Here is a 25,925-nt window from a genome sequence, read left to right as displayed (position 1 = left end):
CTCATCCATTATTGTTCAACATTTAATAAAATACGTGTGCCTGCTTTACCCTCTAATGCTTCAACTGCATCATCTAATGAACAGATAATCGCTTCTTTACCCATTTCAGCAAATTGAATCGCAGCTTCAATCTTAGGTAACATACTTCCTGCAGGGAATTGCCCTTCGGCAACATAAGTTTTGGCTTGTTCAACTGAAATTGTTGCTAATTTCTTTTCGTTCGGTTTACCAAAGTTCACACAAACATTTGATACATCTGTTAACATCATAAATGTGTCTGCTTCAACTTGTTGCGCAAGTTTTAAACCAGAGCGGTCTTTATCGATAACCGCTTCTACACCTTGAATATTCCCGTTTTCATCACGATAAACTGGTATACCACCGCCACCAGATGAAATAACGATCGCTTGGTCAATCAATGCTTTGATTTGATTGACACCGTGAATCACGAGTGGCTCTGGTGAAGGAACAACACGACGGTAACCTCTACCAGCATCTTCTACCATCACAAAACCATGCGTTTCTTCTAGCATTTTGCTTCAATTTCGTCAAAAAATACGCCAATTGGTTTTGTTGGATTATCAAATGCCTTATCATCTTTATCCACTTCTACCATTGTTAATAATGTTACCACATCGCTTTGAATATTTAATGCATGTAAATGATTTTTCAATGATTCTTCCATCATATAACCAATAAATCCTTGTGATTCAGCGTTACATGCATTGATTGGAAGTGGATCTACAACGTCTTTTGCCGCTTCATTTTGTGCAATAATATTACCGACTTGTGGTCCATTACCATGTGTAATGACAACGTTATGTCCAATTTTTTTCAACTCTGCCATTTTTCGTGTAGCAGCAAACACGTTTTTATATTGATTGTCGTATGACGCTTCTTGTTTAGGTTGTAAAATAGCGTTACCGCCTAAAGCAAGTACAACACGCTTACTCATACGTTTCACTCCTTCAAGTTAATGCTACAAACATGCCATATACTGTGTCTCTTCCTGATGACGAACCTACTTTAAGCAGTCGATCAATATTTGCCAGTGACGGCTCATGTTGTAACTCTGATATTTTCGAACTAAACAACCCTTGCTGTGCGCATTTTAAAAATGTTTCTCCTACTAGTGTTGTTAATGGTTCATCAAGTAGTTGTTTTAATTTTTCTAAATTTGGTTTTCTAATATAAGGATCAGTAAAATGAATGAACAACATACCAGTTAGAATGTCATCACCAGAGGGCGTAAGCCCTTTTCCTCTACCAATTAAGTAGCGATAATAATGTTCTACGGTTTCAACATCTTCATCTTTAAGCGCATGTATGATTCGGCTCATTGTTTGGCGGTCAAAGTCACCTTCTTCATACATCCTAAAATCATATGTCGATATATTCTGCTTGAGTTCATCATTATTTACCTTTTCAGCGAAGTCTTTAAATGGCAATGATGGGACATGCCACACAAGTTGGCATGTTTTACTAATATATATCGTGTTAGGACCTATAGAGATTTGTTGGTTTAAAGCAATCTCTTTTAACAAACTTTGTCTCGTTTGTTGATCTATTAATATGCCGAACGGAAACATGCCATTTTCATCGGTACCTATAAATATCAGTTTTTGCGCATCATTGACAATATTGAATCCTTTGTTAAATATACTATGCACATAAAAGGTTTGATGATTTGCCAATATTTCCTGGGCAATATTGCCTATAGCTGTTGCGTGGAAAATCACGCTTTAAAACCTAATTTCTCAGCATATGCCGTAATTGCTTTTTCGAAACATTCAATCGGTGGGTGAACGGTACCTGCACCGATTTGACCATAACCTGCAATTTTATGAGCAATACCTGTATTAATAACTGGCGTAATACCAGTTTCAACGACTTTACGTGCATCAATACCTAGGCAAGCACCTTTGAAGTTCCATGTAGGGATGGCAAAGTTTGGATTCTCACCGATACAAATTTCAGTCATTTCATTACTGATATCTAATGCGTCATCAAAGCCCCCAGTACCAACGAATCTAGTTACAGCTGGAGCAGCGATCATTGCCATACCACCAACACCAATCGTTTCAGTAATCGCTGAGTCACCAATATCAGTATTAGCATCTTCAGCAGAGTAACCTGTGAAGAATAGCCCATGTGGTGTATTGACTGGTGCAGTAAACCATTCATCGCCCATACCAGCGATACGAATACCAAAGTTTTCACCGTTACGACACATCGCTGTTACAACTGTACCGTGCTCAATTGTACGTGCTGCATCCATCATAGCTTTACCTGTAGCCATCGCTATGTTCAAGAAGAATTGGTCTGTATCAGCTAAGAATTGTAATACCTCAGTACGTTTTTCTGCTTCAACATCATCTAATGATGAGATGATAGGCGTAACTTCTTTTAAGAAAGCTAATGAAGCTGCAATGTTACGTTGGTGGAATTCATCACCCATTGCAATTGCTTTAGCGATTAATACGTTCACATTTAAACCATCGTTCATTTTGTGTAATGCCTTACTTAATACCGGTCCTAAAACATCTTTCATCCAGTGAAGACGATTGACTACTGTATCATTATAAGCACCGAAACGTAATACTGCGCCGATACCTTCGTTCATTTGGCAATATGCTTCGTTACCTGTTTCTCTGTTTTCCACAACAAGTACAGGCATATTAGCTGATGTAATACCACCCATTGGACCAACTGCATTGACATGGTGACAAGGGATGAAAGTGATTTGACCTTCTTCTAACAATTTACGTGCGTCTTGTTCATTGTCTGCCCATCCTTCAAAAAGAATTGCACCGACACAAGAACCTTGCATAGGATCAGTCATATTTTCATATTTAATTGGTGGGCCAGCATGTAATAATACGTTTTCTTTGAGTTCAGGAATTTTAGATTTAGCTGGCACGACATCCACTAAAAATGGTGCTGCTGCAATCATCTTATCAATGACTGCTTGGTTAGCTTCATCTATTGTTTTATATGCCATTTTATACCGTCTCTCCTTCATAATTGTTTAAGAATTGCAGTACTTTCATTAATTTTTCGTCTCCTCCTGCAATTGGGCGCCAGTTGAATTGCACGACTGGTGCATCGCTTGCTTGGATTGCTTCAGTAAAGCTCTTCAATCCAATGTTAATCACGCTTGGTTTCATGTTTATTAAATTCATCACTTTTTCATCGACAGTTAAATCTACAGGTTCTGAATCAAATGATTTCGTTGATAATTTTGGTTGTGCTACGCTGCTGCCAACTAAGTTAAGCGCAGTACGAACCATTTGGTCGTTTGTTTCACAAACAATCGCACCAGCTTCTTTTAAAGTTTTAACTTGATTATCATACCCTTGATGATCATGTTGCGTACCAACAACTGTAGCAAGCACTGCTAATGAACGACCATTAGCTTTAACTTTGTCTAAAATCGTTTTGATTGTCGGTGCAAGTTCGCTAGCCATATCATCATGACTACCATAACCAATAACATTATCTAACATAATTACAGCAGTTGATGGATCATCAGATGATGTTTCTAACATTTCAATGCGTTTCGATGGATCGATCATTGGATGTGGTCTACCTTGTGTATAAATGTCATCGCCTAAGTCGATAATTTCATGGTTTCCACCTTTATATGAGAATCCTTCTGGTGTTACTTCACCTGAAGCGTCGCCTAAAGTATCCTTCACTAACATTGCTGCTTCTGAAGCTAAAGTACCACCTGAATAATATCCTTTGATGCCGTCTTGATTGTCAGCAAATTTAATACCAAGATTTTCCTTAAAAGTTGGGTTAAATTGCGGCGTTTCATCATTAGATAGTTGGACAGATACGCGTGCCGCTTCTTCTAAAGTATATGCATGATAGATATTTTCTTCTGTGTAAGTTGGTTTAGAACCTAAGAATAAGGTAACCACAGGTTTTTCAATATTACGTAGAAGATTTAATACTTTTTCTTCGACTTCTTTAGCTGGTGGTTTAGATATAACAGTAATGACTTTAACTTTAGGATCGGCATTTAATGCTTTTATACTATCTAACATCGTAATCGCACCAACCTCAGTTGATAAGTCACGACCGCCAGTACCGATTGCATTTGTCACACCTTTGCCTTCACGGTCAATGATAGTAGTCACTTCTTGGATACCTGTACCAGAAGCACCGATAACACCAATGTCACCTTCGTTCACTGTGTTAGTAAATGCAAGTGGTAGGCTATGGATTATCCCTGTACCACAGTCAGGCCCCATCACTAATAATCCTTTTTCATGCGCCATTTGTTTTAAGCGCACTTCGTCAGCTTTTGCAACGTTATCACTAAACATAAATACATTTAAATTGTTTTTCAAAGCAGTTTCAGCTTCCATCGCTGCATATTGACCAGGAATTGAAATTAATGCCAAGTTTGGATTGTTTGCTAATTCTAAAGCACGGTTCCAGTTTGAAGCTTCGTCTTGCTTTTTAGACTTGTCATCCTCTTCACCTTTACCTTTGAGTTCTGCATCAACTTGTTCATTAACTTCATCAACTTTAGATTCATCATCAGTATCTACGATAACAACGATGTCATTAGGTTTCGCATTATCTAATGCTTCAGTGTCAAATCCTGATGATTTGAAAATATCCTTATTGGCAGGCGTGCCCATCATAATTGAAACTTGGTTCACACCATCAATAGCAGACAATTTATTCGATAACAACATTAATACAATCGAATCTTGGTACGTGTTTTCTTTAATTATTGTGTATAACATACTATTCCTCCGTTATTATTCTGCAAATCTATTTTTTCCATGATAACGATCAAAGTGTACATCCTCTGACACTAAGTAATCGTAAATTTCATCAACTATTTCAATGCCTTTTTCATCGTATTTTTCACTACGTAAGCGTCCACGTTCACCTGGATAGAATATTTCTCCATATCCTTCAGCAGCTGGTTGCGCTTTTAGTTCATCTAACATCATTGAAATACGTGATTTAAATTGATCTAAGTCAGTAAAAAATGCAGGGTTAATGACGATGTGTAATTGTCCTAGGTCACGACCTTTAGTTAAGTCTTTGTACATAGATGAAACATGAACACCATGTGGCACACCTAACAGGCTTCCAGACAAGATATCTACCATCATCATCAAACCGTAACCTTTTGGACCTGCCACTGGAACTAGTGCATGAACATCTCTTGCATTTGTTGTTGGCTCGCCGTTAGCATCTACTGCCCAAGTATCTGGAATAGATTGATGTTTGGCTCTAGCATCGAGCACTTTGCCCCATGCTTGTACTGTTGTCGCCATATCAAATGTAATAATTCTCTCATCATTAGACGGCGCACTAAATGCAATTGGATTTGTACCAAAATAAGGTTCTGTACCACCAAACGGTACGACCATTGGATCAGATTGACACATACTTAAACCAACCATGTTTGCTTTAGATGCCATTTCCACAAAGTAACCTAAGGCACCACTATGAGAGATATGTTTCACACCAACAACTGCGACACCATTTTCTTTTGCCATTGCAATTGCTTTTTCCATCGCTTGTTTCGCAGCTTGATGTCCAGGGCCATTATCCCCTTCAAAAACACCTGTCGAAGGACCTGTTTGCTCAAATTGATACTCAGGGTTAGCAGTAATACCTCCCTTAGCAATACGTTCCGCATAATATTCCACTCTGACTGCACCATGAGAATGAATACCTCTATGGTCTGCAAAAGTCAAAACATCAGCGACATCCTTTGCAGCATCTTCATTTAATCCTGCTTTAACTAGTTTATTTTTCATTAAATCAAATAAATCATTTTTAGAAACACGCATATTACAACCTCCTTATTACTATTATTGTGTTATATTTCATTAAAATTTGTGTTTTCAAGCAGTAAAAAAAGAAGTTACTAAAGACGCACCATGCTAAATGTCATAAGTCACCATTTATTACATTAAATTATCTCGTTCACTTCTTTTTATTACTTCCTAATATATGTCATCAGATATTAAATAATCATAAATTTCTTGCGGAACTGGAATACCTCGCTCTGCATATTGTTTTTTAACTTCTTCTTGAATCTCACCTGGATAATACACTTGATCAAAACCTTTAGCAGGTTTAACGTCATGCAACTCATCTACCATGTCAGAAACCTGTGTTAAAAACTGTGTTTCATCACCAAAATATGCTGGATTAATTACGATATGAAATTGTCCTAATCTACGATATTGACTTAAATTTTCATACATTGAAGTGACATGCTTACCAAACGGTAAACCTAACAAGCTACCTGCTAATATGTCTACCATCATCATCAAACCGTAACCTTTTGGTCCGGCAACAGGTAATAACGCAGCTACTTCAAAAGGATCTGCAGTAGGTTCACCATATTTGTCCACTGCCCATGTATCAGGTATTGATTTGTTTTTTGAGCGTGCATCTAATATTTTCCCCCCACGCTTGTACCGTTGTTGCCATATCAAACAATATAGGATCACCACTTTTTCGTGGTGACGCAAAAGCGATTGGATTCGTACCAAAATAAGATTCTGTACCACCAAATGGTACGACCATTGGGTCAGATTGGCATACGGTTAATGCAACCATACCTTGTTTTGCAGCTTGTTCTGCAAAATAGCCAATGGCACCACTATGCCCCATCTCTTGAATACCTACCATGCCGATACCACTGGATTTTGCTAAATTGATCGCTTCTTCCATCGCTTGATATGCAACATAATGGCCAACAGCATTATCGCCGAAGTATGTGCCTGCTGAAGGACCCGTCTTCGTAAATTTCAAATCTGGTTCCAAATTAAAACCTTTTTTAGCAATTCGTTCTGCATAATACTGCATTCGAACTGAACCATGTGAATGAATGCCTCGTTCGTCAGCAAATATCATCAGATCTGCTGTTTTTTCAGCTTGCGCGTCAGGTAAACCTGCGTGTGTTAATTTCTCTTTAAATAATTGGCGTAGTTTACCACGTTCGACGTATATTAATGCTCCCTCTTCCATGACTAACAACCTTCCTTAAATTTCTATATCTCTATTTGCATCCTTGGAATAGATGTAAGCGAATGGTTCGTCTAAACCAACAGCATAAGTTGCTTGTGGTGCATAAGCCCCCATAAAGATATAATCACCTTTATCAACTGGTTGCCATTCGTTGTCTAAGTTGTACATACCACGTCCACTTAATACATAAGCCCCATGTTCTTGAACGTGTGTTTCAATATAACCGTGTGAAGCACCTGGTTTAAATGACAAGATGTGAATATTCATATCATATGCTAATTCTTTTGGTAGCAAATCAAGAATTTTAACTTCTTCCATGCCTTCATATGGCTCTTGAACCATATCATTAACGTTTCCAGTTACAACTTCTGGCGTATAACCTTCTAAAGATTGATAACGTTTTTTATATAAGAATACTCGGCTGTCATTATTTTGATTGCTATTTTCAAATGTCATTACTTGATGAGATGGTACATATAAATAACCACCTGCACTCAATTCATATTTTTTATCATCCGCATACGCGTTGATGTTTCCGTATTCAACATAGATGAATGTTTGAACACCATTTCCACCAAATCCTTGTCTATTTCCACCTTGATTTTTCAATGTTACGAGGTAGTCTACGAAACGCGCACCAAGTCTTGGTGAACCTAAAATCGTTACGTCACAATCTTCAAAACCAGGTACAACATTATTTACTAAACCATCTGGTGTGATGACTGCATAGTTATCTTTTTTAATTACTGAACGTGTTTCTAATAAACCTTCTCTATATCCTTGATTATGATTAATATAACCCATAAATAAAATGCTCCTTTTCTTTATCTGTATTTAAAATCTTTTTTGCTTTTCTCTATAAAAAGTTTGTTGAACCATGTTTATTTATATAGCTCAATGATGTTGTTCTAGGTGTCTATGACTAAGTATTATTCTTTATAAGCAAGTTTATATAATACTTGTTTTAACACTTCGATTCCTTTAACTAAATCTTCTACATTTGTCTCTTCTTCAACGTTGTGACTCACACCATTAATAGATGGTACAAACAACATTGATGTCGGCACATATTTAGCAAAAATTTGAGAATCGTGACCTGCACCAGAAGGCATTAATTTCCACTTTGATTCACCCACTACTGTTTCAGCAGCATTTTGAACTTCTTTAACCAAGCGTTCATCCATCAAAGTCGGTGCTTCATCCATCCATAAATCGATGTCGCATTGCACGCCTTCTTCTTCAGATACACGTTTAATACATGCATCAATTTCTTCTGCAAATTGATTTAACTCATCTTGATTAATATGACGACAATCAATAGAGAACGTAACTTCTCCTGGAACCACATTAACTGTATTCGGCACTGGGTCTACACGACCAAATGTAATGACTAATGGATCACCTATTTCTCGCGCACGATCTGTTAATTGATTAGCAATTTTGCTGAAAGCTACAACTGCGTCATTTCTCAAGCCCATCGGTGTCGTACCTGCATGGTTTGCTTCACCTTTTAAGTGAATCGTATAACGTTTTTGACCAACGATGCCGTTAACGACACCAATTGATTTATTTTCCGTCTCTAATACTTTACCTTGTTCAATATGCACTTCGATAAATGATTTTATGTAACTATAATCATTATCTGCTGTTCGATAATCAAAGCCACATTCACGCATCGCTTCTTTAAAAGCAACACCTTCACCATCAGCAATTGAATCTACATCAGCTTTATCAGCTAAGTTGAAGAAGTTTTTGCTTCCCCAGAAAGCAAATGGGAAACGACTACCTTCCTCTTCTGCTAAAGCTAAAATTTCTAATGAACGTAATGGTTGGCCATATTCGGCTTTAAGTGACTGCATCGCAACAACAGCAGCTAACACACCAAATTGACCATCTAAATGGCCACCTTCAACAACTGTGTCAATGTGAGAACCGGACATAATTGTTTCTTCAGGGTATTTACTACCTTCAATACGTCCTTTTAAGTTGCCGATGCTATCGAATTCTGTTTCAAATCCATCTTTTTCTAGTGTTTCTTTCAATGCTTGTACAGCATTTGACCATTCTTTAGAATAAAGTAGACGCGTGATGCCCCCACCAGTCAAACCGCCAAACGCAGTGAATTTTTTGTCTAGAGCCTCAAAAGAAGATCGGATGTCCATGTAATTCAACTCCTTTTTCATTTCACATACAATTATAAGCGTTTACATATGACTTATCATTCACAATTCTAACAATAATGTTCTTTACTTTTATTCGATTTATACAAATACGTCGTGTTTTTTATTTGAGATACTATATTTAGCAAAATATATCTAATAGGAGGCTAGGTCAATTTGACTCAACAAAAAGCTACTTGTCTTTCAAGGGATGGTTTCTCATTACCTTATTCCATCATAGCAGCTAAAAACCAAAGCCCTAAAGGCGTCATTATGTACTTTCATGGTGGCGGACTCATTTTTGGACAACCAAACGATTTACCGCAAGCGTATATAGATATTTTATCCGAATCCTATCACTTAATAATGGTTTCCTATCGACTTGCCCCAGAAAGTCATATTGATACGATTATTGAAGATGCACTGAGTAACTACGATCATTTAAAATCACTTTATCCTTCGTTACCACTGATTACCTTCGGACGTTCAGCTGGTGCATTTTTAGCTATGCTTGTCGCACGTCATCGTAAAGTTGATAGTATCATTGATTTCTATGGTTACTCGCGTGTACATGTGCCTGCCTTTTTGAAGCCAAATAAACAATATCAAGCGCTATCTACACAAATTACACCGAAAATATTAAATCAATTGATCCAATCTAAACCATTAACATCTGCGCCGTTGCAAACAAGATATCCAATTTACTTATATGTTCGTGGTCAAGCACGTTGGATGTCCTATTTAGGGATTCAAGCATCTACACAAAGTACTTATAATATCACACCACAAGAAATGAAAAATTTCCCTCCTATGTTCATTGTACACTGTACAGGAGATCCTGATGTACCTTATAGTGAAAGTGAATACATAGCTAGATTAATTGAAACGAGTCACTTTGAACGTTTAGACCTAGACTGCCATGATTTTGATCGTGAAGTTAACTCAACGAGTAAAGCAGTATATGAACAAGTCATTCAATTTTTGAATCAAATTAAACTGAATATCGAAGGGGATAAATGATGAACTTACAAAATGTAATAGAAAATTTTCAAACGTTTAATAATTTTGCTCGCAACCCCAAAAACGGAGGGATTAACCGCATTGCTTTTAGTCATCCAGAACGTGTTGCAGCCTTAAAATTTTCAATGTTATGTCAAAAGGCAGGTTTAGATGTTTACTTTGATTTCTTTGGTAATGTTATTGCACGCAGAGAAGGAAAGCATCCTTCTTTAAAACCAATTGTGCTAGGGTCACATATCGATACTGTAAAGGATGGCGGCCAATATGACGGTCTATTAGGTGTGCTTGGTGCACTGGAAGTAGTCGAACATTTAAACGCGCATCATATAGAAACGGATCATCCAATTATAATTATTGCATTTGCTTGCGAAGAATCTACACGTTTCAACGAAGCAACTTTAGGAAGTAAATACCTTACTGGTAAAATGACAAAAGATGATATGAAATTTATCAAAGATAACGATGGCAACGTACTTTACGATATTGTTGCACCTTTAGCGCAAGATATGAACGGTAAAGCAGCATTATTTGAAAGAAACAAAATCAAAGCATTTTTAGAATTACATATTGAACAAGGTCCAATTCTTGAAAATAATCAAAAAGATATTGGCATCGTCACACACATTGCTGCACCACACCGCTTCAAGTTACAAATAGCTGGTATTACTAGCCACTCAGGATCAACACCTATGCCAATGCGTACAGACGCATTGACTACTGCTGCTGAAGTCATTTTAAAAATCGAAGCCTTAGGTCAGGCTTATCATGATAAGGGGATAGTAACGACTGTGGGGTATGCCAACGTTTATCCTAATACAATGAATGCAATTCCTGGTGAAGTCACACTACTCATCGATATTCGAGGAAAAGATGAAGATATTCGAGAAAAAGTTGTCGAAGAGATGAAAACGCACATCGAAACCATTACCACAAAACGTCAAGCAGATTATGAATTAGAATATTTAGGTCAGGATCAACCTCGACAATTTAATCAAGCGATTGCTAAGATTTCTGAAGACGGTTGTAAGGCACTAGCATATCAATATCGCTATATGTATAGTGGTGCTGGTCATGATGCGATGAATTTCGCACCCATTTGTCCTACAAGTATGATTTTTATTCCATGTAAAAATGGCATTAGTCATTCGCCAAAAGAGTCTGTAACTGATAGCCAAATCGAAAAAGGTATTAATGTGATGATTGCAACAACAATCGAATTAGCAAAAGTTGACACAGTATTGGAAACTTAATGCATATTAGTCTTTTGACCTATCAATCGCAATATGATATACAATCTTTCAGCATAATCACACCAATCATGATCATGCATCATTTCATAAACGCAAGGTTCTTGAAACCAACGCCCGTTGATATGTGTTTCACCATCTAACACAAGCAAACGTGTTATGATTATTTATAATAAGTGGAAATTCAAATCGTGTTATACCATAATGAATAGAAAATTCGTTAATAGTATCAAAGAGATATTGCTTAAAACACATCAAGGTAAAGGTTGATTTATAATGACAAAAATATGTTTTATTAGACATGGAGAAACAGATTGGAATATTGCTGGTAAATTACAGGGCAGAACAGACATCCCATTGAATGAATCAGGCATAAAACAAGCACAAGCTTGTGGCACTTCCTTACTTCAAAATGAATGGGACCTCATGATTACGAGCCCATTACTAAGAGCTAAAGAAACTGGACAAATTATTCAACAAAAGTTAAACATACCGCTTTATGAAAAGGAATCATTTATTGAAGTTGCATTTGGAGATGCAGAAGGCCTTACTTATTACGAACGAGATGCGCGTTTTCCGAATCGTGAATATCCAAACAAAGAAACTGAAGCAATGGTTACCGAACGTTTTTTAAAGGGGCTTGAGACTGTACATCAAGATCACACAAATAAAAATATTTTAATTATCTCTCATGGCGCCTTTATTAATGCTATATTCTATTATTTTTCTAATGGAGCAATCGGCACTGGTATTACTAGACTTGCTAATGGTAGTTTCAGTACATTAGAAATTAAAGACAATGACACGCACATCCTAGACTATAATACGACACATCATTTACCAGCTCAGAGCCCGAAATCATAAATATCATCAACAATTAAAAGTACCATAACACTCATTCATGATGCATCGTACTAAAAGTTAAAGCCAATATTTCCTTTTAGTAATGACAAGTATGAGGTTTGGTACTTTTTATATTAATAAGGTTTATTTATAATTTTTAAAGAAATCTGTAGTTAACGATTTCACTTTTGGCGATAACATTATCACTGCGATAACGTTTGGAATCAATACGGCTGCAAGTGCCAAATCAAGCAAGTCCCACAATTGTTGTGCAGCACCTAACGCACCTACGATCATCGAAAGCACATATATTGTTTTCATCACCCAACCTGCCGTAAGTCCAAATAAAAATTCTGCCATTCTCGATCCATAAAAAATAACTACTACAACGGTTGAAAATACGAAGAACATCATCGAAATAGATACCATCATACTTCCAAATTGACCAAAAGTATTTTCAAATGCTCTGGCAGTTAACGCTGCAGACTGCGCTTTCGCATCACTCGCTTTCCAAACACCTGAAACTAAGACAACAAAACCAGTAGTACTACAAATGATTAACGTGTCTACCACAATTTCACTAATACCCCAGAATGCTTGTCGAACTGGGTGGTCCGTTTTTGCAGCTGCATGCGCAATTGACGATGTACCAAGACCAGCTTCATTAGAATAAATCCCTCTCGCAAAGCCCCAACGAATTGTAGTAGCTAATGCTGCACCAAATGTACCTCCTACAGCTGCCGTAGGATTAAATGCCTGTTCTATCACTAACCAAATAACATTAGGGACATGACTAATATTCATTAAAATGATTAAAAAACCAAAAAAACAGTAAAGCCCAACCATGATTGGTACAATTTTTTCAGCAAACGAAGCAATACGTTTCACACCGCCAAAAACGACGAGTGCAGCAAGAACTGTTAATATAACACCAGAAACCGCCATAGGCACATTAAATGTATCCTTCATCGTGCTCGCCGCAGAATGACCTTGAACCATAATACTTGGAACAATTTCAATCATCAGTGCAAAGGCAAATATCAACGAAAAAATTGTGCCTAACTTCTTGTTTTTAAAGCCTTTTTTCATGTAATAAGTCGGACCGCCCACAAACTCACCTTTTTTATTTTGCTCACGATAGTGGACACCTAAGACATTCTCACTAAATTTTAAAGCCATGCCTAAAAAAGCGATAACCATCATCCAAAATACCGCACCAGGCCCACCCATCATTATCGCAGTAGGTACACCCACAATATTAGCTGCACCTACAGTTGAAGATAAGGCGGAAGTTAAAGCCTGACGTGGTGTAATTGTTCCTTCCCCTCTAGGTTTTTTATTAACACTCCCAAATGTTTGTTTGAGCATATAGAAAAAATGCCTAAATTGAATAAAATTTAAATAGACTGTCAAAAATACACTTGCAAACAAAAGCAGGAGTACAAGTGGATAACCCCATAACCAATCCGAAAAAGAAATTAATTTTTCCAAATATTACAACCCCTTTGCTTTAAAGCATCTCACCATATGTTGTGATCAAAGTAATATGACTTTAAGCTCCAATCACTTTAAAAGCGATATATGTAGATACTTAAAAATGTAATATGTAATATTATTCCCTAGAGTTGTTCACTCAAACCGAGTTCAGCACTTGTGAAAACAAAAAAATAGTCCAGTTAATAAATGGATCAGTTTTTGTTTCTTTACAGTATTAACAAATTTCAAATCTTCAGCTCTATCCTAAATATCAATGGTCTGCTACATTTACTTCTATTTCTTTGAATCACTTGTCTCACTGATTTGATTGATATATTGTAATCATTTTGAGTGATGTTGGCAGTGGTTTATACCTACTCCTGTGGTAAGCACACTAGCGAAAGACTACAGCTAAGGTAGTGTCCCTAGAAAGCGCGCATAAAAAAACTGCCAACAAAGTCAGAGACTTTGTCGACAGTATGGACCAATCCATTTAGTAAACGGATTAATCCTTGTTGCGCTTGTTTTTAATATTCCAACATCCTTAACTTCAAGCTTTTCAAGAAACTTTTAGATAAAACGTCCAATACGTTTGTCTGAAATACCTGCTTCATCACTATAAATTTCTTGTCCTCTTAAAATTGTACGTGTGACTTGAGCACCAATTTCACGACCGATATATGGACTCATTTTGTTACGATAAGCTAAATCTTCAGCTTGTAATGTATAAGGTGCGTCTGGTTTAATAAATACGAAGTCAGCATCTTTACCGATTGCAATACTACCTTTTGTGTCTAAACCAAAGCGTTTTGCTGGTGCTGTCGCAATAATGTCAGCAAATTTTGTTAATGGCATTTGACGTTTTTGAACACCTTCGTCGAATAAAATGTCTACGTTGTTTTGTAATCCAGCAATACCACCCCATGCTTCAAATGCATTGTCAGTATCTTTTAAGTCTGGCGTACAAGGTGAATGGTCAGATGTTACAAAACTAATATCACCGTTTAATACGCGGTTCCACATTCCCTCTAAACGAGATTGCTCACGGATTGGTGGAGAACATTTAACAACTGGACCAATGTCATCTAATTCTTCTTTATAGAAGTACAAGTAGTGTGTACATGTCTCACAAGTAATGTCTACACCTTCTTGCTGTGCTTTGATGACTTCATCAACACCTTCTTCACAAGCAACGTGTACAATGTGCACACGACAGCCCGTTTCCTTAGCAAATAAAATAATTTTACGAATTGGTTCAACTTCTGTAAATACCGGACGACTATCCACGTAAGCACTTAATGTCGTTTCACCATTTTCTTTTGCGATCTCACCTAATCGATCAGTGATTGCCGCATTTTCAGAATGAATTGATAAAATTTTGCCAGTCTTAGCAATTTGCTTCATACCTTCATATAATGAATAATCATCAACATTTTCAAAGTCACCCTCAATAGAACGGTCACCACATGTTGCTAAGAAAGCTTTATAAGCCACAACACCTGCTTCATCTAATTCTTGAATACCACCGTTTAAGTTATATGGTACTAAACCACCATAACTTGCAACATCCACTGATAATTCATCTTTTCCAGCATCAAATTTTGCTTGGATAGACGCTTTATCAGTTGTAGCTGGAACTTGGTTTAATGGCATTTCCACAAATGAAGTCACGCCACCTTTAGCAGCAGCATTTGTCCCTGTAACATATCCTTCCCAACCATCACGATAGCCACCGCCTGGCTCAGTTATATGCACATGCGCATCCACCATACCAGGTGAAACAATTTGATTTTGTGCGTCAATAACTTGTTCAGCTTCTCCCAATGCTTGACCAATAGCGACAATTTTACCGTCTTTAACACCGACTTCAACTTGTTGCTCTCCGTCTTCTAAAATGACTAAACCATTCTTAATAATCAAATCATACTTCATTATAATCTGCTCCTCCTTTTTTTCTTCTTTCTGCATGGAATACATAATGTAAAATTAAGTAAACACCACCGGCAATGACAAAGCCTATAAACCAAGAAAAGTCTGATATCACTGTAAATGCTGGTAAAAATCCTAATAGTGAAATGATGACACCAGCAACCGTTCCGACGTATGCAGAAATATTAATACGTGGTATTTTGTGCTCTTTTTCTTTCAAATCAAAATACAACTTATCTATATCAATGTGACATTTAGACACAATATAGAAATGAACAATCATAACACCTGCTACCGGACCAAGAATAGCACCTATCGCGTTTAGGAATAAGAAAATACTATCTTCCTCTTCCATCATCTTCCACGGCATAATGACTATACTCAATACCGAGGCAATAATTACGCCACGACGATAGTTAATCCATTTTGGTAAAAGTGCAGTGAGTTGATATGCTGCTGGGATGATATTACTCGTCGCATTTGTTGAAATCGTCGTCATCAATAGCACACCAGTAGATATCAGAATCGCCCAGAAGTTGCTCCATTCATTAATAATTGTTAGGATATTCCATTCTTGATGTCCAAGATAAATCGAGCCACCAATAATGATGAACACACTAGCAATCGCGAATAAAATGTGGGCAACTACAATACCTGAAATTTGACCAACCACTTGTGTTTTAGTAGATTTTGCATTTTCCGTAAAATCAGAAACACTTGCACCAGGTCCTGCCCACACACCTAATAGCGAGTTGATAATTAAAATAAAGGATAAAATCGTTGGGTAAATGATACCACTAGATTTTGTAGAAATTTCATAATCTAAAATATTTCCAACGCCACCAGCAGCCATAACGCCCCAGATAGCCATACCACCAAAGACAATATAAATAAGTGGATTTAATATAGCTGTGAATTTATTTAAAATATCTCCTCCACCAAATCCAATTGCAAAACTAATAGCCCAAAATATTAAAAATGCAATGAGACCTGGAACAGAAATACCAAGTATCGATATGCCTTGTCCAATATCCGCAAAACCAGGGAATATTTTATTTAATAGTATTAATAGTGCTTGTGACCCCGCAAACGTTTGTAGACCAAACCAAGCGATACCTGCGACAACGCCACGTAGGATACCGGGTAACTTCGCGCCTACATCACCATATGTATGACGTAAATGCATAGCAAATGGAATACCGTATTTAGAACCAGCATAACCATTACTAACTAATAATAAAGCGATTACAAAAGAACTTAATATTAATGCAAATATGACTTGTAATGGCGATAGTCCTAATAATAAGAATCCCCCAACTGCAGTATAGTTAGGTATATTATGGACAGCACCCATCCATAGTGTGAAAAAGTTAAATGCGGAGTTATTTCTTTGTGTCGGTGTCTTAGGCATTATATCTTTATTATAACCGCGCTTCTCGAAAACCGCTTGTGATAATGCCGCATTGTTCTCCTGTCTTCCCATTCTATTTTTATCTCCTTTACTTTAACAAGCTAATAACTAGTTGTATAATCTTCAGTTATAAGTGTAGTACGAGTGTAAGCGTTTTTCTTTGTTATTAATGACATTTCTAAACAATAAAATTATAGGAATCGAACAAAATAAGTGTATAATTAATGATATACATTAAATTTTTTGAACATTTTGAACAATCGTTATCACAAATTGACAAAAACCCTGTTTTTTAAGATAAATACAGACAAATAGAATTTATCATTATATATATTTTCATGCATTTTCATTACTAGTGATTGTGTAAATCAGAAGCGGAGGACATAATTATGACTACTCTAAACGAAATTTTATCCGTTCCCCAATTTAAAGGCTTAAAATTGTTAAATAGCAACGGAGATTTATCAGCAGAAGTGACAAATTTAGACATTACTGAAAATAATGATATTAAGCATTTTACTTCAAATAATTCTTTTATTTTAACAACCGGTGTCTTGTTTCAAGATAATCAAGATAACTTAAAAAAGTTAATTAAAGATTTAAATGATATACATACTGCTGGACTTGGAATCAAAGTTTCAAGATTTTTACACGAAATCGAGCAAGATGTCATTGATTTTGCGGATGCTATCGAATTCCCATTAATTGAAATACCAGAAAGTTGGAACTTAGGAGAAATTACACACGAGATTTCTTCATTTATTTCTGACTCTGAAACTGGAAAGTTAAATTATGCATTACAAGTACAACAAGAATTAAACCAATTATTAATCAAAGGCTTCAGTATTGATACTATGATTGAGCGCATGAGCAAACTCTTAGGTGTACCTATCATTCTATTCGATCCTTTCAAAGCACCTGAAGCATACAGTCGTCATTATAGACAAGGTAACGTTTTAATGGCTGAACATACCAAGTATTTCATGAACCATTATCAAGATGCGCTAATATATGATAAAAATAACCTCGTCTTTGAAAATAAAGACCATGTAATTTTCAAAGTATTAGGTTACACATACTTTCCATACTATTTAATGGTTTCTCAAGTTAATAAGCTTTCCTATCCCTTTAGTTTATTAACACTCGAACAAGTAGTCAGCGTGTTGAGTTTCGCCTTATACAAAAACACTAAAATACAAGAGGCCGAAGAAAATGATATTAATCGATTTTTCGAATCGTTAGTCAATAATCAAAACGATCAAACCCTTTCGATCAAAAAGCATGCTGATTTATTAAGACAATATTATATTTATCCCTCTGACTATTATCAAATTATCATTTGCGGCATTGACGCCAAAAATAATCTAGAAAATAGTTACTACTTAAATGAGCGGCACCATCTCACATTCCTTTGGTTAAAGCATAAATTAACTGATATTGATTCTTATATCAGCGTTTATAAATTACCGAGTAACGATCGTTTTGCGATATTAATCCAAAATCGACATGAATATTACTTTGAATACCTAAAAAAATACAACAAAGTTATAGTGAGTACTTTGATGATACGATTTCATTTGGTATCGGAAATGAAGTAACAGAATTCACACAGTTACCTTCTTCCTTTTTTGAAGCAAATGAAGCCTTTGAAAATGAACTGCTAAATCATGCAAAAACTTTTATCTCACAATATCATTCCAAAGATATTCAGGAGCTATTACAACTTATCCCTCAAGAAAAACTATTACCTTTCGTAAAACATACTTTGGGCCCACTGAGTTATCCAAAACAAAAAAAAGATTTAGAATTAAAACAAACTTTAAAAGTGTACATGGATAATCAATGCGATATAACAAAAACGGCAGATAAAATATTTATACACAGAAATACTGTAAAATATAGAATCAATAAATGCAGTAATATGATTGGTACAAATATTGAAGACCCTGTTCATTCCTTAAATATACGTATCGCTTTATATGTATCTGAAATGATTCGTTTCGATTAATCGCTCCATCTATTTAAAAAATCTACGCTGTTTGCGCAATCATGCAAACAACGTAGCTTTTTCCATTAATAAAACAACAGTGATCTATGTTACCTCTAAAACAAGCGATTCCAACCTATATTATCTATGCATTCATTTTCTCTAAAAATTCTTTGCAAAAAATATTAATTTTTTAAACCGAATGGTTTGCTTTGCTAACTTAAAATAATTAAAATTTATCGATGGGATGTTATAAAAAGGAGATGCATTTATAATGTCGGAGAATGTTATATCTAATAAAAAAAGAAATACGATTATATTAGTTATGCTAAGTAGTGCTTTTGTAGCGATGCTAAATCAAACATTGCTCAATACCGCACTACCAGCGATTATTACGGGATTAGAAATAACTGATACAACCGCTCAATGGTTAATTACAGGTTTTATGTTAGTGAATGGTATCATGATTCCACTAACAGCCTTTCTCATGGATCGATTTCATACTAGACCACTCTATATTTTTTCTATGAGTGCGTTCCTCATTGGATCGATCATCGCAGCACTTTCGCCTACATTTGGCTTACTCATGTTTGCACGTGTGATTCAAGCGATTGGTGCAGGGATACTTTTACCGCTTATGCAATTCACTGTATTTACACTGTTCCCTTCTGAGAAACGTGGATTTGCAATGGGACTTACCGGTATAGTTGCACAATCAGCACCAGCAATCGGACCAACCTTAACCGGATTTTTAATTGATACATTTAGCTGGAGAGCACCATTTATTGTGGTCGCTTTTATTGCGATTATCGCATTTATTGTAGGTGCGATATTTGTAGAAAGTAATAACGAAACCAAACATACACAATTAGACAAAACTTCTGTTATATATTCAACATTAGGTTTTGGTTTAATGCTTTACGGCTTTAGCAGCGCAGGCAACTTAGGTTTCACATCACCAATCGTTATTATTTCACTTATTGTGGGAATCTTAATTGTTACCATTTTCGTAACAAGACAAATTAGAATCGATAATCCGCTATTAAATATGCGTGTATTTACAAACCGTACATTTTCATTATCTGCATTTGCGTCTATGGTATTATTTATCGGCATTGTCGGACCAGCTTTATTGATTCCAATTTATGTCCAATCAGGCTTAGGTCTATCTGCAATTTTGTCAGGCCTTGTTATCTTACCAGGCGCAGTAGTCAACGCATTTATGTCCGTCTATACAGGGAAAATATATGATAAATATGGCTTGAAAGTATTGGCGATTCCTGGATTTGTCCTTTTAATTTTTATGACAATACTACATTGTTTCTTAACTTCAGACACACCTTATTGGTATATTGTCGTCATTTACGCTATAAGAATGTTTGCTGTAGCATTGATTATTATGCCACTTAATACAATTGGTATTAACGCATTAGAAAGTAAAAATATTTCACACGGTACTGCGATTATTAATTCTTTAAGAATTATTGCAGGTGCGATTGGTACTGCCATTATGATTACAATTATGGCAATTGTTCGTACAAACTATGTTCCAAGTAAGCATCAGTCCAAAGCAGATATTGCACAACAAGCGACTGTACAAGGTGTCGACGCAGCATTTGCATTCACTACGCTATTATTAATTATTGGTTTTATATTAACACTACTGATAAAAACAAAAAATAAAGCGGATAATACGCGTGAAGTATAATATTAAATCTATTTAAGTGAAAGTAGCAACGCTTCAACAACTTGAACGGTGTAAAAAACATACTAAGATTAGCTATGAAGAAATCTATGACGATAGATTTTTTCATAGCTATTTTATTATTCAATATTTCGTATTGTTGGCTCACTTTCTTAGGGGACAACTTCAGCTTGTAGTCTTCAACTTGTCCTGTTCCCTCAAGCGTCTCGTCAAAATACAACGTATTTATATGTAATTTCTCATTGAAGTACTTAAAAAAGGCTCTATTTCAACCCAAAATGATGTTAAAAATTATTCTACATGCATACACCCAAAAATTAATTTTTATGCTGCTGTTTGTGGCTATTACCATTCTTTTATAAAATTGGCTTCAAATGATGTATTAATGCTAAGCAATCTTGCAAGAGTCATTAATATTTTATTGGTAGTAAAAAAATAGGTGCAAATCCGAGTCATAACTAACAAGTTGACTTTGAATTAACACCTTTTAAAGTAAATACATGTATATAACTTCAGAGATCGATTTTAAGACAAATAAAAAAAGACGAGCGTTGCTCGTCTTCTTTTATGCGTTATTATAATTTAATAACGTTAGCTGCTTGAGGTCCACGGTCGCCTTCAACGATTTCGAATTCAACAGCTTGTCCTTCTTCTAATGATTTGTAGCCGTCTTGGTTAATTGCTGAGAAGTGTACGAATACATCGTTTCCGCCTTCTACTTCGATAAAACCAAAACCTTTTTCTGAGTTAAACCATTTAACTGTACCGTTATTCATAATAAAAATCCTCCAAGTGCTTTTGCACAAAAATTTGTAATCTGTCTAAAAAATCAAAAGGAGTAAATTCAAAAGAATAAAACTACAAATCAATTTCACGAACTAAATTACTTAATACCTAGTATAACGAATAATCAGACCTTTGTATACCCCTATTTTCAAATAACTATATTTTGCACTTTATTTTTAGTAATATAATCCATTTGAAATATATAATTTAATTGAATATGAAAAATGACAAAATCGTTATATTAAAATGCATTTTTGTAACTTAAAAATATAGCGAACAAATCAAATAACTTTTACATTATAGATAGTTACTTTAAGGAGGTAATAAGTATGAACAGGTTTGTAAAAGTACTTCTAAATATCTTTGTTATCATTATCATTGTTTTTATCGGCCTTTTTGGCTGGAAAGTTTATGCAGAAAAACATTCGGACAATCCTGATGTTGTTAGTTTTGCCAAATTAAATCCGCTCATTACTAATGAAGCATATTATGTAAAAACTCAAAAGCCAACAAAAGTTGAGCACAACAAAAGTGATGATGGAGAAACTTTTGTCACATATAATTATAAGCAAAATGGATATAACAAAAAAGGTGAAAAAAGACATTTAGATTTTAATGGTTTTGGTGAAAAACCATTAAAAACAAATCATTACTTAAAATTAGACACCGAACTTGGGCATGTCCAAAGTTATAAAGAAGTGTCTAAAAATAAAGTACCTAAAAAAGCATTCAATCACCTTTAAACATCAAATTATGAATCAAAACAATGCACTTAATAAAAATATTATTTTGATGAGCTAATAATATAATAATGCGCACAAGCTAGAATTATTTATTTGCAAAATATGTTTTCTAACTTGTGCACTTTGTTTGTAATTATTTAGTGACTGCACCTTAGTTATTCATTCTTTTGACTATTTCATGCTTAATGATCATTAATGCTTGGCTGTATTTAGAACTTGTGTTTTCTTGAGTGTTAATAATCAAAATGTCTACCAAATCATCATTATCCATTTGAACTAATTCTTGCCGAAATTGATCGATATTTTCTACTAATCTCTTATGGTTAGGCTGATACTTATCTATAACATAATATTGATCAGCACCAAGTCCACCCTCTTCAATCATTTTAGAAATTTCATCCGTGCGCATCTCATCAGTTCTATCAATTTTGATATCTTTATTGTAATAATTAACCATACATATCCCCCACTTCATTCACAAAATCCATCTCATATTAAGGTTACATGCTATCTTTTTGACACTAAACGTAAAACAATAAATCATGCCGTACCACTTACAATGAAATAAAATTACTCCAAAAGTTATATATTACATCTATACCCTGAAATGATATTTTAAACTTTAATTTGGATCATTCTTTTTTATACTTATAATTCAAGGAAGTAATTTAATAAATTTATAAAATATTATCGATTCTCTATATCGTTTCTAAAAACACCGAAACCATATACATCATCTCCTTATAATGAACCTATTTTATATCTATCCTTTTTTAAAATTTTTAAAACATTTCATTATTTTATACTATTAAAATACATTATATTCTACGAGTATAAGATGATATCCTCTAACAGTTCATTATTCCTTATTGGATTGATGATGCATAAAACAGATTCCTAAGTTTTGATAGTAATACCACCATAATAACATTCATAAATACAAAAATTGCTGAATGATAAAATAAAGACTGAGACAACATTTGCCTCAGTCTTTAATACTTCTAATATTTTCTACCATTTTAATGCTCATAATCGCTTTTTTGCTTCGATGCCAATCCATATATTTGTTACTAAACCGACAATCCCCATAAATAATGATGGTATAACAGAATGATTGCTAGTATAAAACGTCACTAAAAACATAAGTAAACCAGTTATAATACTGATTAATATAGATGAAAATTTCATTGGATTACTCCCTTTTTTCGCTATGTTAATTTACATTATTCCTATACTGAAATTCATTTAAAATGAAATAAAGACAGTCTGTTGTATAGTTTTAAAAAATTGGGCATCACAAATACAATAACTTTTTATTTATAAAATATAGAAAATCTCACTAAACCACATCTTTGCGTTTTTCAACTCAATATGTATGCAATCACAAATAATATAATCGAAATAATGAGTGACATTAACCAAAACGGAGAACTCACTAAATCTTTATACGCTTGATCTGGTGCATTACGCATTTTCAACCGAATAAATTTGATTCCTAAATACAACGCTTCAACAAAATTAACGATTAAAACAATGCTTAACAGTATCATTGACATGACTGAACCCCCAAGATATCGTCTCATTTAATCCACATCGTACCATAAGATTTTTAATAATTAAATATATATAAAAATATTAATTTAAATTTTTATTACAACCTAAAAACATATGTGTTATTTTATAATTAACATTGTACGTGGTTATTTTTAAAATTATATGGGCTAAATATCATAAAGTTGGAGGGGTATTGTGCAACTATTTTCACTTACACTTTTAGGTATTATTTTCGTTTTTGTATATGCTTCAAATTCAACAATACTTTTACATATCAAACTTATTAGACGAGCTAAAAAAGAAGGTACGGCAGCAATGAATGGTAAACAATATCGCTTTATGTGGTGTTTGTTTGCAGTTATGGCAACAGGATTTTACCTATTATTACTTAATTCAAATTTGTAATCGAATAATCAAAATATGGTAACTTTCTACCATAAATGAGCAATGATATAGTTGAATTAAAACTCGAACTGTAAAAAGTATGTTTCTAAAATACTGTATAATATAATAAAAACAAAATAGTAAAGGAGTCAGCGTATGAAATTTGTAAATTTAACAGCTATGACAGAAAAAGGCCTAAACAAAAAAGTTAATGAATTCTTAGAGGAAAACCCTTATATCGAAATCATTAAATTCGATTACCAATTAGGATACAGCAGCTGTGGCGTAGGTATTCTTTATAATAAAGTTAAGTCTCAGTCTTAAGTTTAAAATCAAATAAAATATGTTGAGGCTACTATATAACATTACTTATTTATTCATTTACAAACTTAATTCACGAATGACTAATAAAATAATTGTAAAACGGTCATAATTATAGTTAACAAACAAGCTAATAACATAACATTTTGAGCTCTATGAGTGCCCTGATTTCCATTTTTGTATTCTTTCATTACAAATAGCCAAGAAAGAATAACTAAAATCCCTAAAATAATGCTAATCGTTTTCATTTTACCTCTCCTAAAATGTACTGTATAACTTACTATTATTCGCTCAAGTTCAAAAAGATACTTCGAATTATATTTTTATAATATCATACATTTTAAAACGTGAATTGTTTGTAAATAATCTAACTTATTGTAATTGAAAATATCCCAATTTAAACTATACTTGTAATAAAAACAAAAGCTGAAACATAATAATGTTTCAGCTATGAATATCTTATGGAAAGTAGACGATTGTGTATACATCCACATCATAATATTTAAATTTTTGTTAATGCTATTCAAAATGATATCACTGTAAGATTATCACAATAGTAATACCTAAAATGTCTTATTTTTGAAAAACTTTAAAATTAACACGTTTACATAATAATAAACTACCCGCAATCAATGAGATACTCGCTAAAAAAATGGTTAATATTCTATTATCTGAAATCATGCCTGTATTAGGTAATGCTTTTATTGCATTGTGCTTCACGCTATTTTTTGAATTTTTTACTTCAGAGTTAACTTTTGAGAAATCATTATTTTTTGAAGCGTCTAACTGCTGATTTTTATTAAATCGATCACTTTCTATTCCTGGATTTTTAGGGTTTAAAACACCTTCATCTTTTAATTTTTCATTTACTGCATTATTGTGCAATGACGTCTCACTATTAGATTTATGATTAAATTCATTCGTAGCATCTTCTAATTCCTTCGGCTCTTCAACCTCTGCTATATCTTTATGTGGAAACACATTTGGTTCTGTAAAGCTTCCATCCTTATGCAAAATACCATGAGGAATCTCTTCACCATTTGCCCCTTGACTGCTAAATTGTACAACTGTCATTAATAAAGCTGTAGATAATAGTACCTTTTTCATTTTAAAACTTCCTTTCTAATAGAGTTATTGTAATATGAATATCTCACTCATTTTTACTGTTAAAGTGAATATTCGTAATATAAAATTTTCCTTAACTACCAAGAAGTTATCTGTTGTATGTATACAATATATTTTATACATTAATAACAAATATTTATGGAATTATTACTAATTACCATAATATTGGAAGGAGTCATTTATTAGGGTAATATTTCCGTTTAAGTAAAAATATAGAT

22 protein-coding genes and 3 pseudogenes are annotated in these 25,925 nt (G+C 34.4%); 8 read left to right on the top strand and 17 right to left on the bottom strand.

Going from position 1 to position 25,925, the window contains the following annotated elements; translation table 11 throughout:
* Positions 1-8: 8 nt before the first annotated feature.
* From arcC to allC, 8 genes and pseudogenes are all read right to left on the bottom strand, one after another.
* Positions 9-955: pseudogene (arcC, locus tag CD150_RS06725) on the bottom strand (carbamate kinase).
* Between the two features lie 13 nt (positions 956-968).
* Positions 969-1,739 carry an oxamate carbamoyltransferase subunit AllH family protein gene (locus CD150_RS06720; protein WP_103161448.1) on the bottom strand — a complete coding sequence of 257 codons (771 nt, stop codon included), beginning with the start codon at positions 1,737-1,739 and terminating at the stop codon, positions 969-971.
* On the bottom strand, positions 1,736-3,001 hold the full coding sequence (locus CD150_RS06715; protein ID WP_064209611.1) for a YlbE family protein: 1,266 nt from the start codon (positions 2,999-3,001) through the stop codon (positions 1,736-1,738). The genes CD150_RS06720 and CD150_RS06715 overlap by 4 nt, the downstream gene beginning before the upstream one ends.
* A gap of 1 nt (position 3,002) precedes the next feature.
* Positions 3,003-4,763 carry an acyl-CoA synthetase FdrA gene (locus CD150_RS06710; protein ID WP_064209612.1) on the bottom strand — a complete coding sequence of 587 codons (1,761 nt, stop codon included), beginning with the start codon at positions 4,761-4,763 and terminating at the stop codon, positions 3,003-3,005.
* Between the two features lie 15 nt (positions 4,764-4,778).
* Positions 4,779-5,828, bottom strand: a complete 1,050-nt coding sequence (gene allD / locus CD150_RS06705; RefSeq protein ID WP_073345023.1) for an ureidoglycolate dehydrogenase — start codon at positions 5,826-5,828, stop codon at positions 4,779-4,781.
* A 156-nt stretch (positions 5,829-5,984) separates the two neighbouring features.
* Positions 5,985-7,017 (bottom strand): annotated as a pseudogene (allD, locus tag CD150_RS06700) (ureidoglycolate dehydrogenase).
* A 15-nt stretch (positions 7,018-7,032) separates the two neighbouring features.
* Positions 7,033-7,821 carry a (S)-ureidoglycine aminohydrolase gene (gene allE, locus CD150_RS06695; protein ID WP_073345026.1) on the bottom strand — a complete coding sequence of 263 codons (789 nt, stop codon included), beginning with the start codon at positions 7,819-7,821 and terminating at the stop codon, positions 7,033-7,035.
* A 125-nt stretch (positions 7,822-7,946) separates the two neighbouring features.
* The gene (gene allC / locus CD150_RS06690) at positions 7,947-9,179 is read right to left on the bottom strand and encodes an allantoate deiminase (RefSeq protein WP_070658230.1); all 1,233 of its coding nucleotides are present in this window, start codon (positions 9,177-9,179) and stop codon (positions 7,947-7,949) included.
* A 174-nt stretch (positions 9,180-9,353) separates the two neighbouring features.
* Between allC and CD150_RS06685 the strand changes: the two genes are divergently transcribed.
* The 3 genes from CD150_RS06685 (at position 9,354) to CD150_RS06675 (ending at position 12,307) form a co-directional block, all read left to right on the top strand.
* Positions 9,354-10,196 carry an alpha/beta hydrolase gene (locus CD150_RS06685; RefSeq protein ID WP_073345031.1) on the top strand — a complete coding sequence of 281 codons (843 nt, stop codon included), beginning with the start codon at positions 9,354-9,356 and terminating at the stop codon, positions 10,194-10,196.
* Complete coding sequence (locus tag CD150_RS06680; protein WP_103161447.1) at positions 10,196-11,446, top strand: M20 family metallo-hydrolase; 1,251 nt, start codon at positions 10,196-10,198, stop codon at positions 11,444-11,446. Before CD150_RS06685 ends, CD150_RS06680 begins: the two co-directional genes overlap by 1 nt.
* Before the next feature lie 273 nt (positions 11,447-11,719).
* Complete coding sequence (locus CD150_RS06675; protein WP_073345036.1) at positions 11,720-12,307, top strand: histidine phosphatase family protein; 588 nt, start codon at positions 11,720-11,722, stop codon at positions 12,305-12,307.
* A gap of 123 nt (positions 12,308-12,430) precedes the next feature.
* Here the strand turns inward: CD150_RS06675 and CD150_RS06670 are convergent, their stop codons facing one another.
* The 3 genes from CD150_RS06670 to allW form a co-directional block, all read right to left on the bottom strand.
* Positions 12,431-13,777 carry an alanine/glycine:cation symporter family protein gene (locus tag CD150_RS06670; RefSeq protein WP_103161446.1) on the bottom strand — a complete coding sequence of 449 codons (1,347 nt, stop codon included), beginning with the start codon at positions 13,775-13,777 and terminating at the stop codon, positions 12,431-12,433.
* A 555-nt stretch (positions 13,778-14,332) separates the two neighbouring features.
* Positions 14,333-15,694, bottom strand: coding sequence for an allantoinase AllB (gene allB / locus CD150_RS06665; protein WP_046207026.1), 1,362 nt, complete (start codon positions 15,692-15,694; stop codon positions 14,333-14,335).
* Positions 15,684-17,174 carry an allantoin permease gene (gene allW / locus CD150_RS06660; protein WP_103161445.1) on the bottom strand — a complete coding sequence of 497 codons (1,491 nt, stop codon included), beginning with the start codon at positions 17,172-17,174 and terminating at the stop codon, positions 15,684-15,686. Before allW ends, allB begins: the two co-directional genes overlap by 11 nt.
* Positions 17,175-17,491: 317 nt before the next feature.
* Between allW and CD150_RS06655 the strand changes: the two are divergent.
* Positions 17,492-19,110, top strand: a pseudogene (locus CD150_RS06655) (PucR family transcriptional regulator).
* A gap of 253 nt (positions 19,111-19,363) precedes the next feature.
* Positions 19,364-20,797 carry an MDR family MFS transporter gene (locus tag CD150_RS06650; RefSeq protein WP_046207029.1) on the top strand — a complete coding sequence of 478 codons (1,434 nt, stop codon included), beginning with the start codon at positions 19,364-19,366 and terminating at the stop codon, positions 20,795-20,797.
* A gap of 572 nt (positions 20,798-21,369) precedes the next feature.
* Here CD150_RS06650 and cspD read toward each other — a convergent pair.
* On the bottom strand, positions 21,370-21,570 hold the full coding sequence (gene cspD, locus CD150_RS06640) for a cold-shock protein CspD (protein ID WP_019469926.1): 201 nt from the start codon (positions 21,568-21,570) through the stop codon (positions 21,370-21,372).
* A 339-nt stretch (positions 21,571-21,909) separates the two neighbouring features.
* On the opposite strand from cspD, the gene CD150_RS06635 reads away from it, so the two are divergent.
* Positions 21,910-22,323 (top strand): YxeA family protein, encoded by a 414-nt coding sequence (locus CD150_RS06635; RefSeq protein ID WP_073345044.1) that lies wholly within the window; start codon positions 21,910-21,912, stop codon positions 22,321-22,323.
* Positions 22,324-22,474: 151 nt separating this feature from the next.
* Here CD150_RS06635 and CD150_RS06630 read toward each other — a convergent pair whose 3' ends face one another.
* From CD150_RS06630 to CD150_RS06625, 3 genes are all read right to left on the bottom strand, one after another.
* Positions 22,475-22,780: a hypothetical protein gene (locus CD150_RS06630; RefSeq protein ID WP_073345049.1), complete on the bottom strand. Its 306-nt coding sequence runs from the start codon at positions 22,778-22,780 to the stop codon at positions 22,475-22,477.
* Between the two features lie 569 nt (positions 22,781-23,349).
* On the bottom strand, positions 23,350-23,511 hold the full coding sequence (locus CD150_RS13395; protein WP_157947926.1) for a hypothetical protein: 162 nt from the start codon (positions 23,509-23,511) through the stop codon (positions 23,350-23,352).
* A gap of 173 nt (positions 23,512-23,684) precedes the next feature.
* Positions 23,685-23,879 carry a hypothetical protein gene (locus CD150_RS06625; protein ID WP_046207032.1) on the bottom strand — a complete coding sequence of 65 codons (195 nt, stop codon included), beginning with the start codon at positions 23,877-23,879 and terminating at the stop codon, positions 23,685-23,687.
* Positions 23,880-24,072: 193 nt separating this feature from the next.
* Between CD150_RS06625 and CD150_RS06620 the strand changes: the two genes are divergently transcribed.
* Both CD150_RS06620 and CD150_RS13390 read left to right on the top strand, forming a co-directional pair.
* Positions 24,073-24,282, top strand: coding sequence for a hypothetical protein (locus CD150_RS06620; RefSeq protein WP_073345053.1), 210 nt, complete (start codon positions 24,073-24,075; stop codon positions 24,280-24,282).
* Between the two features lie 135 nt (positions 24,283-24,417).
* Positions 24,418-24,585: a hypothetical protein gene (locus tag CD150_RS13390; protein ID WP_164987248.1), complete on the top strand. Its 168-nt coding sequence runs from the start codon at positions 24,418-24,420 to the stop codon at positions 24,583-24,585.
* A gap of 80 nt (positions 24,586-24,665) precedes the next feature.
* On the opposite strand, the gene CD150_RS13385 is transcribed toward CD150_RS13390, so the two are convergent.
* Both CD150_RS13385 and CD150_RS06615 read right to left on the bottom strand, forming a co-directional pair.
* Entirely contained in the window at positions 24,666-24,830 is a 165-nt protein-coding gene (locus CD150_RS13385) for a hypothetical protein (protein ID WP_164987247.1), read from the bottom strand.
* Between the two features lie 325 nt (positions 24,831-25,155).
* Positions 25,156-25,689, bottom strand: coding sequence for a hypothetical protein (locus tag CD150_RS06615; protein ID WP_073345058.1), 534 nt, complete (start codon positions 25,687-25,689; stop codon positions 25,156-25,158).
* Positions 25,690-25,925 lie beyond the last annotated feature (236 nt).

Source organism: Staphylococcus ureilyticus, assembly GCF_002902235.1.
Taxonomy (GTDB): domain Bacteria; phylum Bacillota; class Bacilli; order Staphylococcales; family Staphylococcaceae; genus Staphylococcus; species Staphylococcus ureilyticus.
The sequence above is the reverse complement of the archived record's forward strand: the minus strand, read 5'-3'. Positions and strand labels throughout refer to the sequence as shown.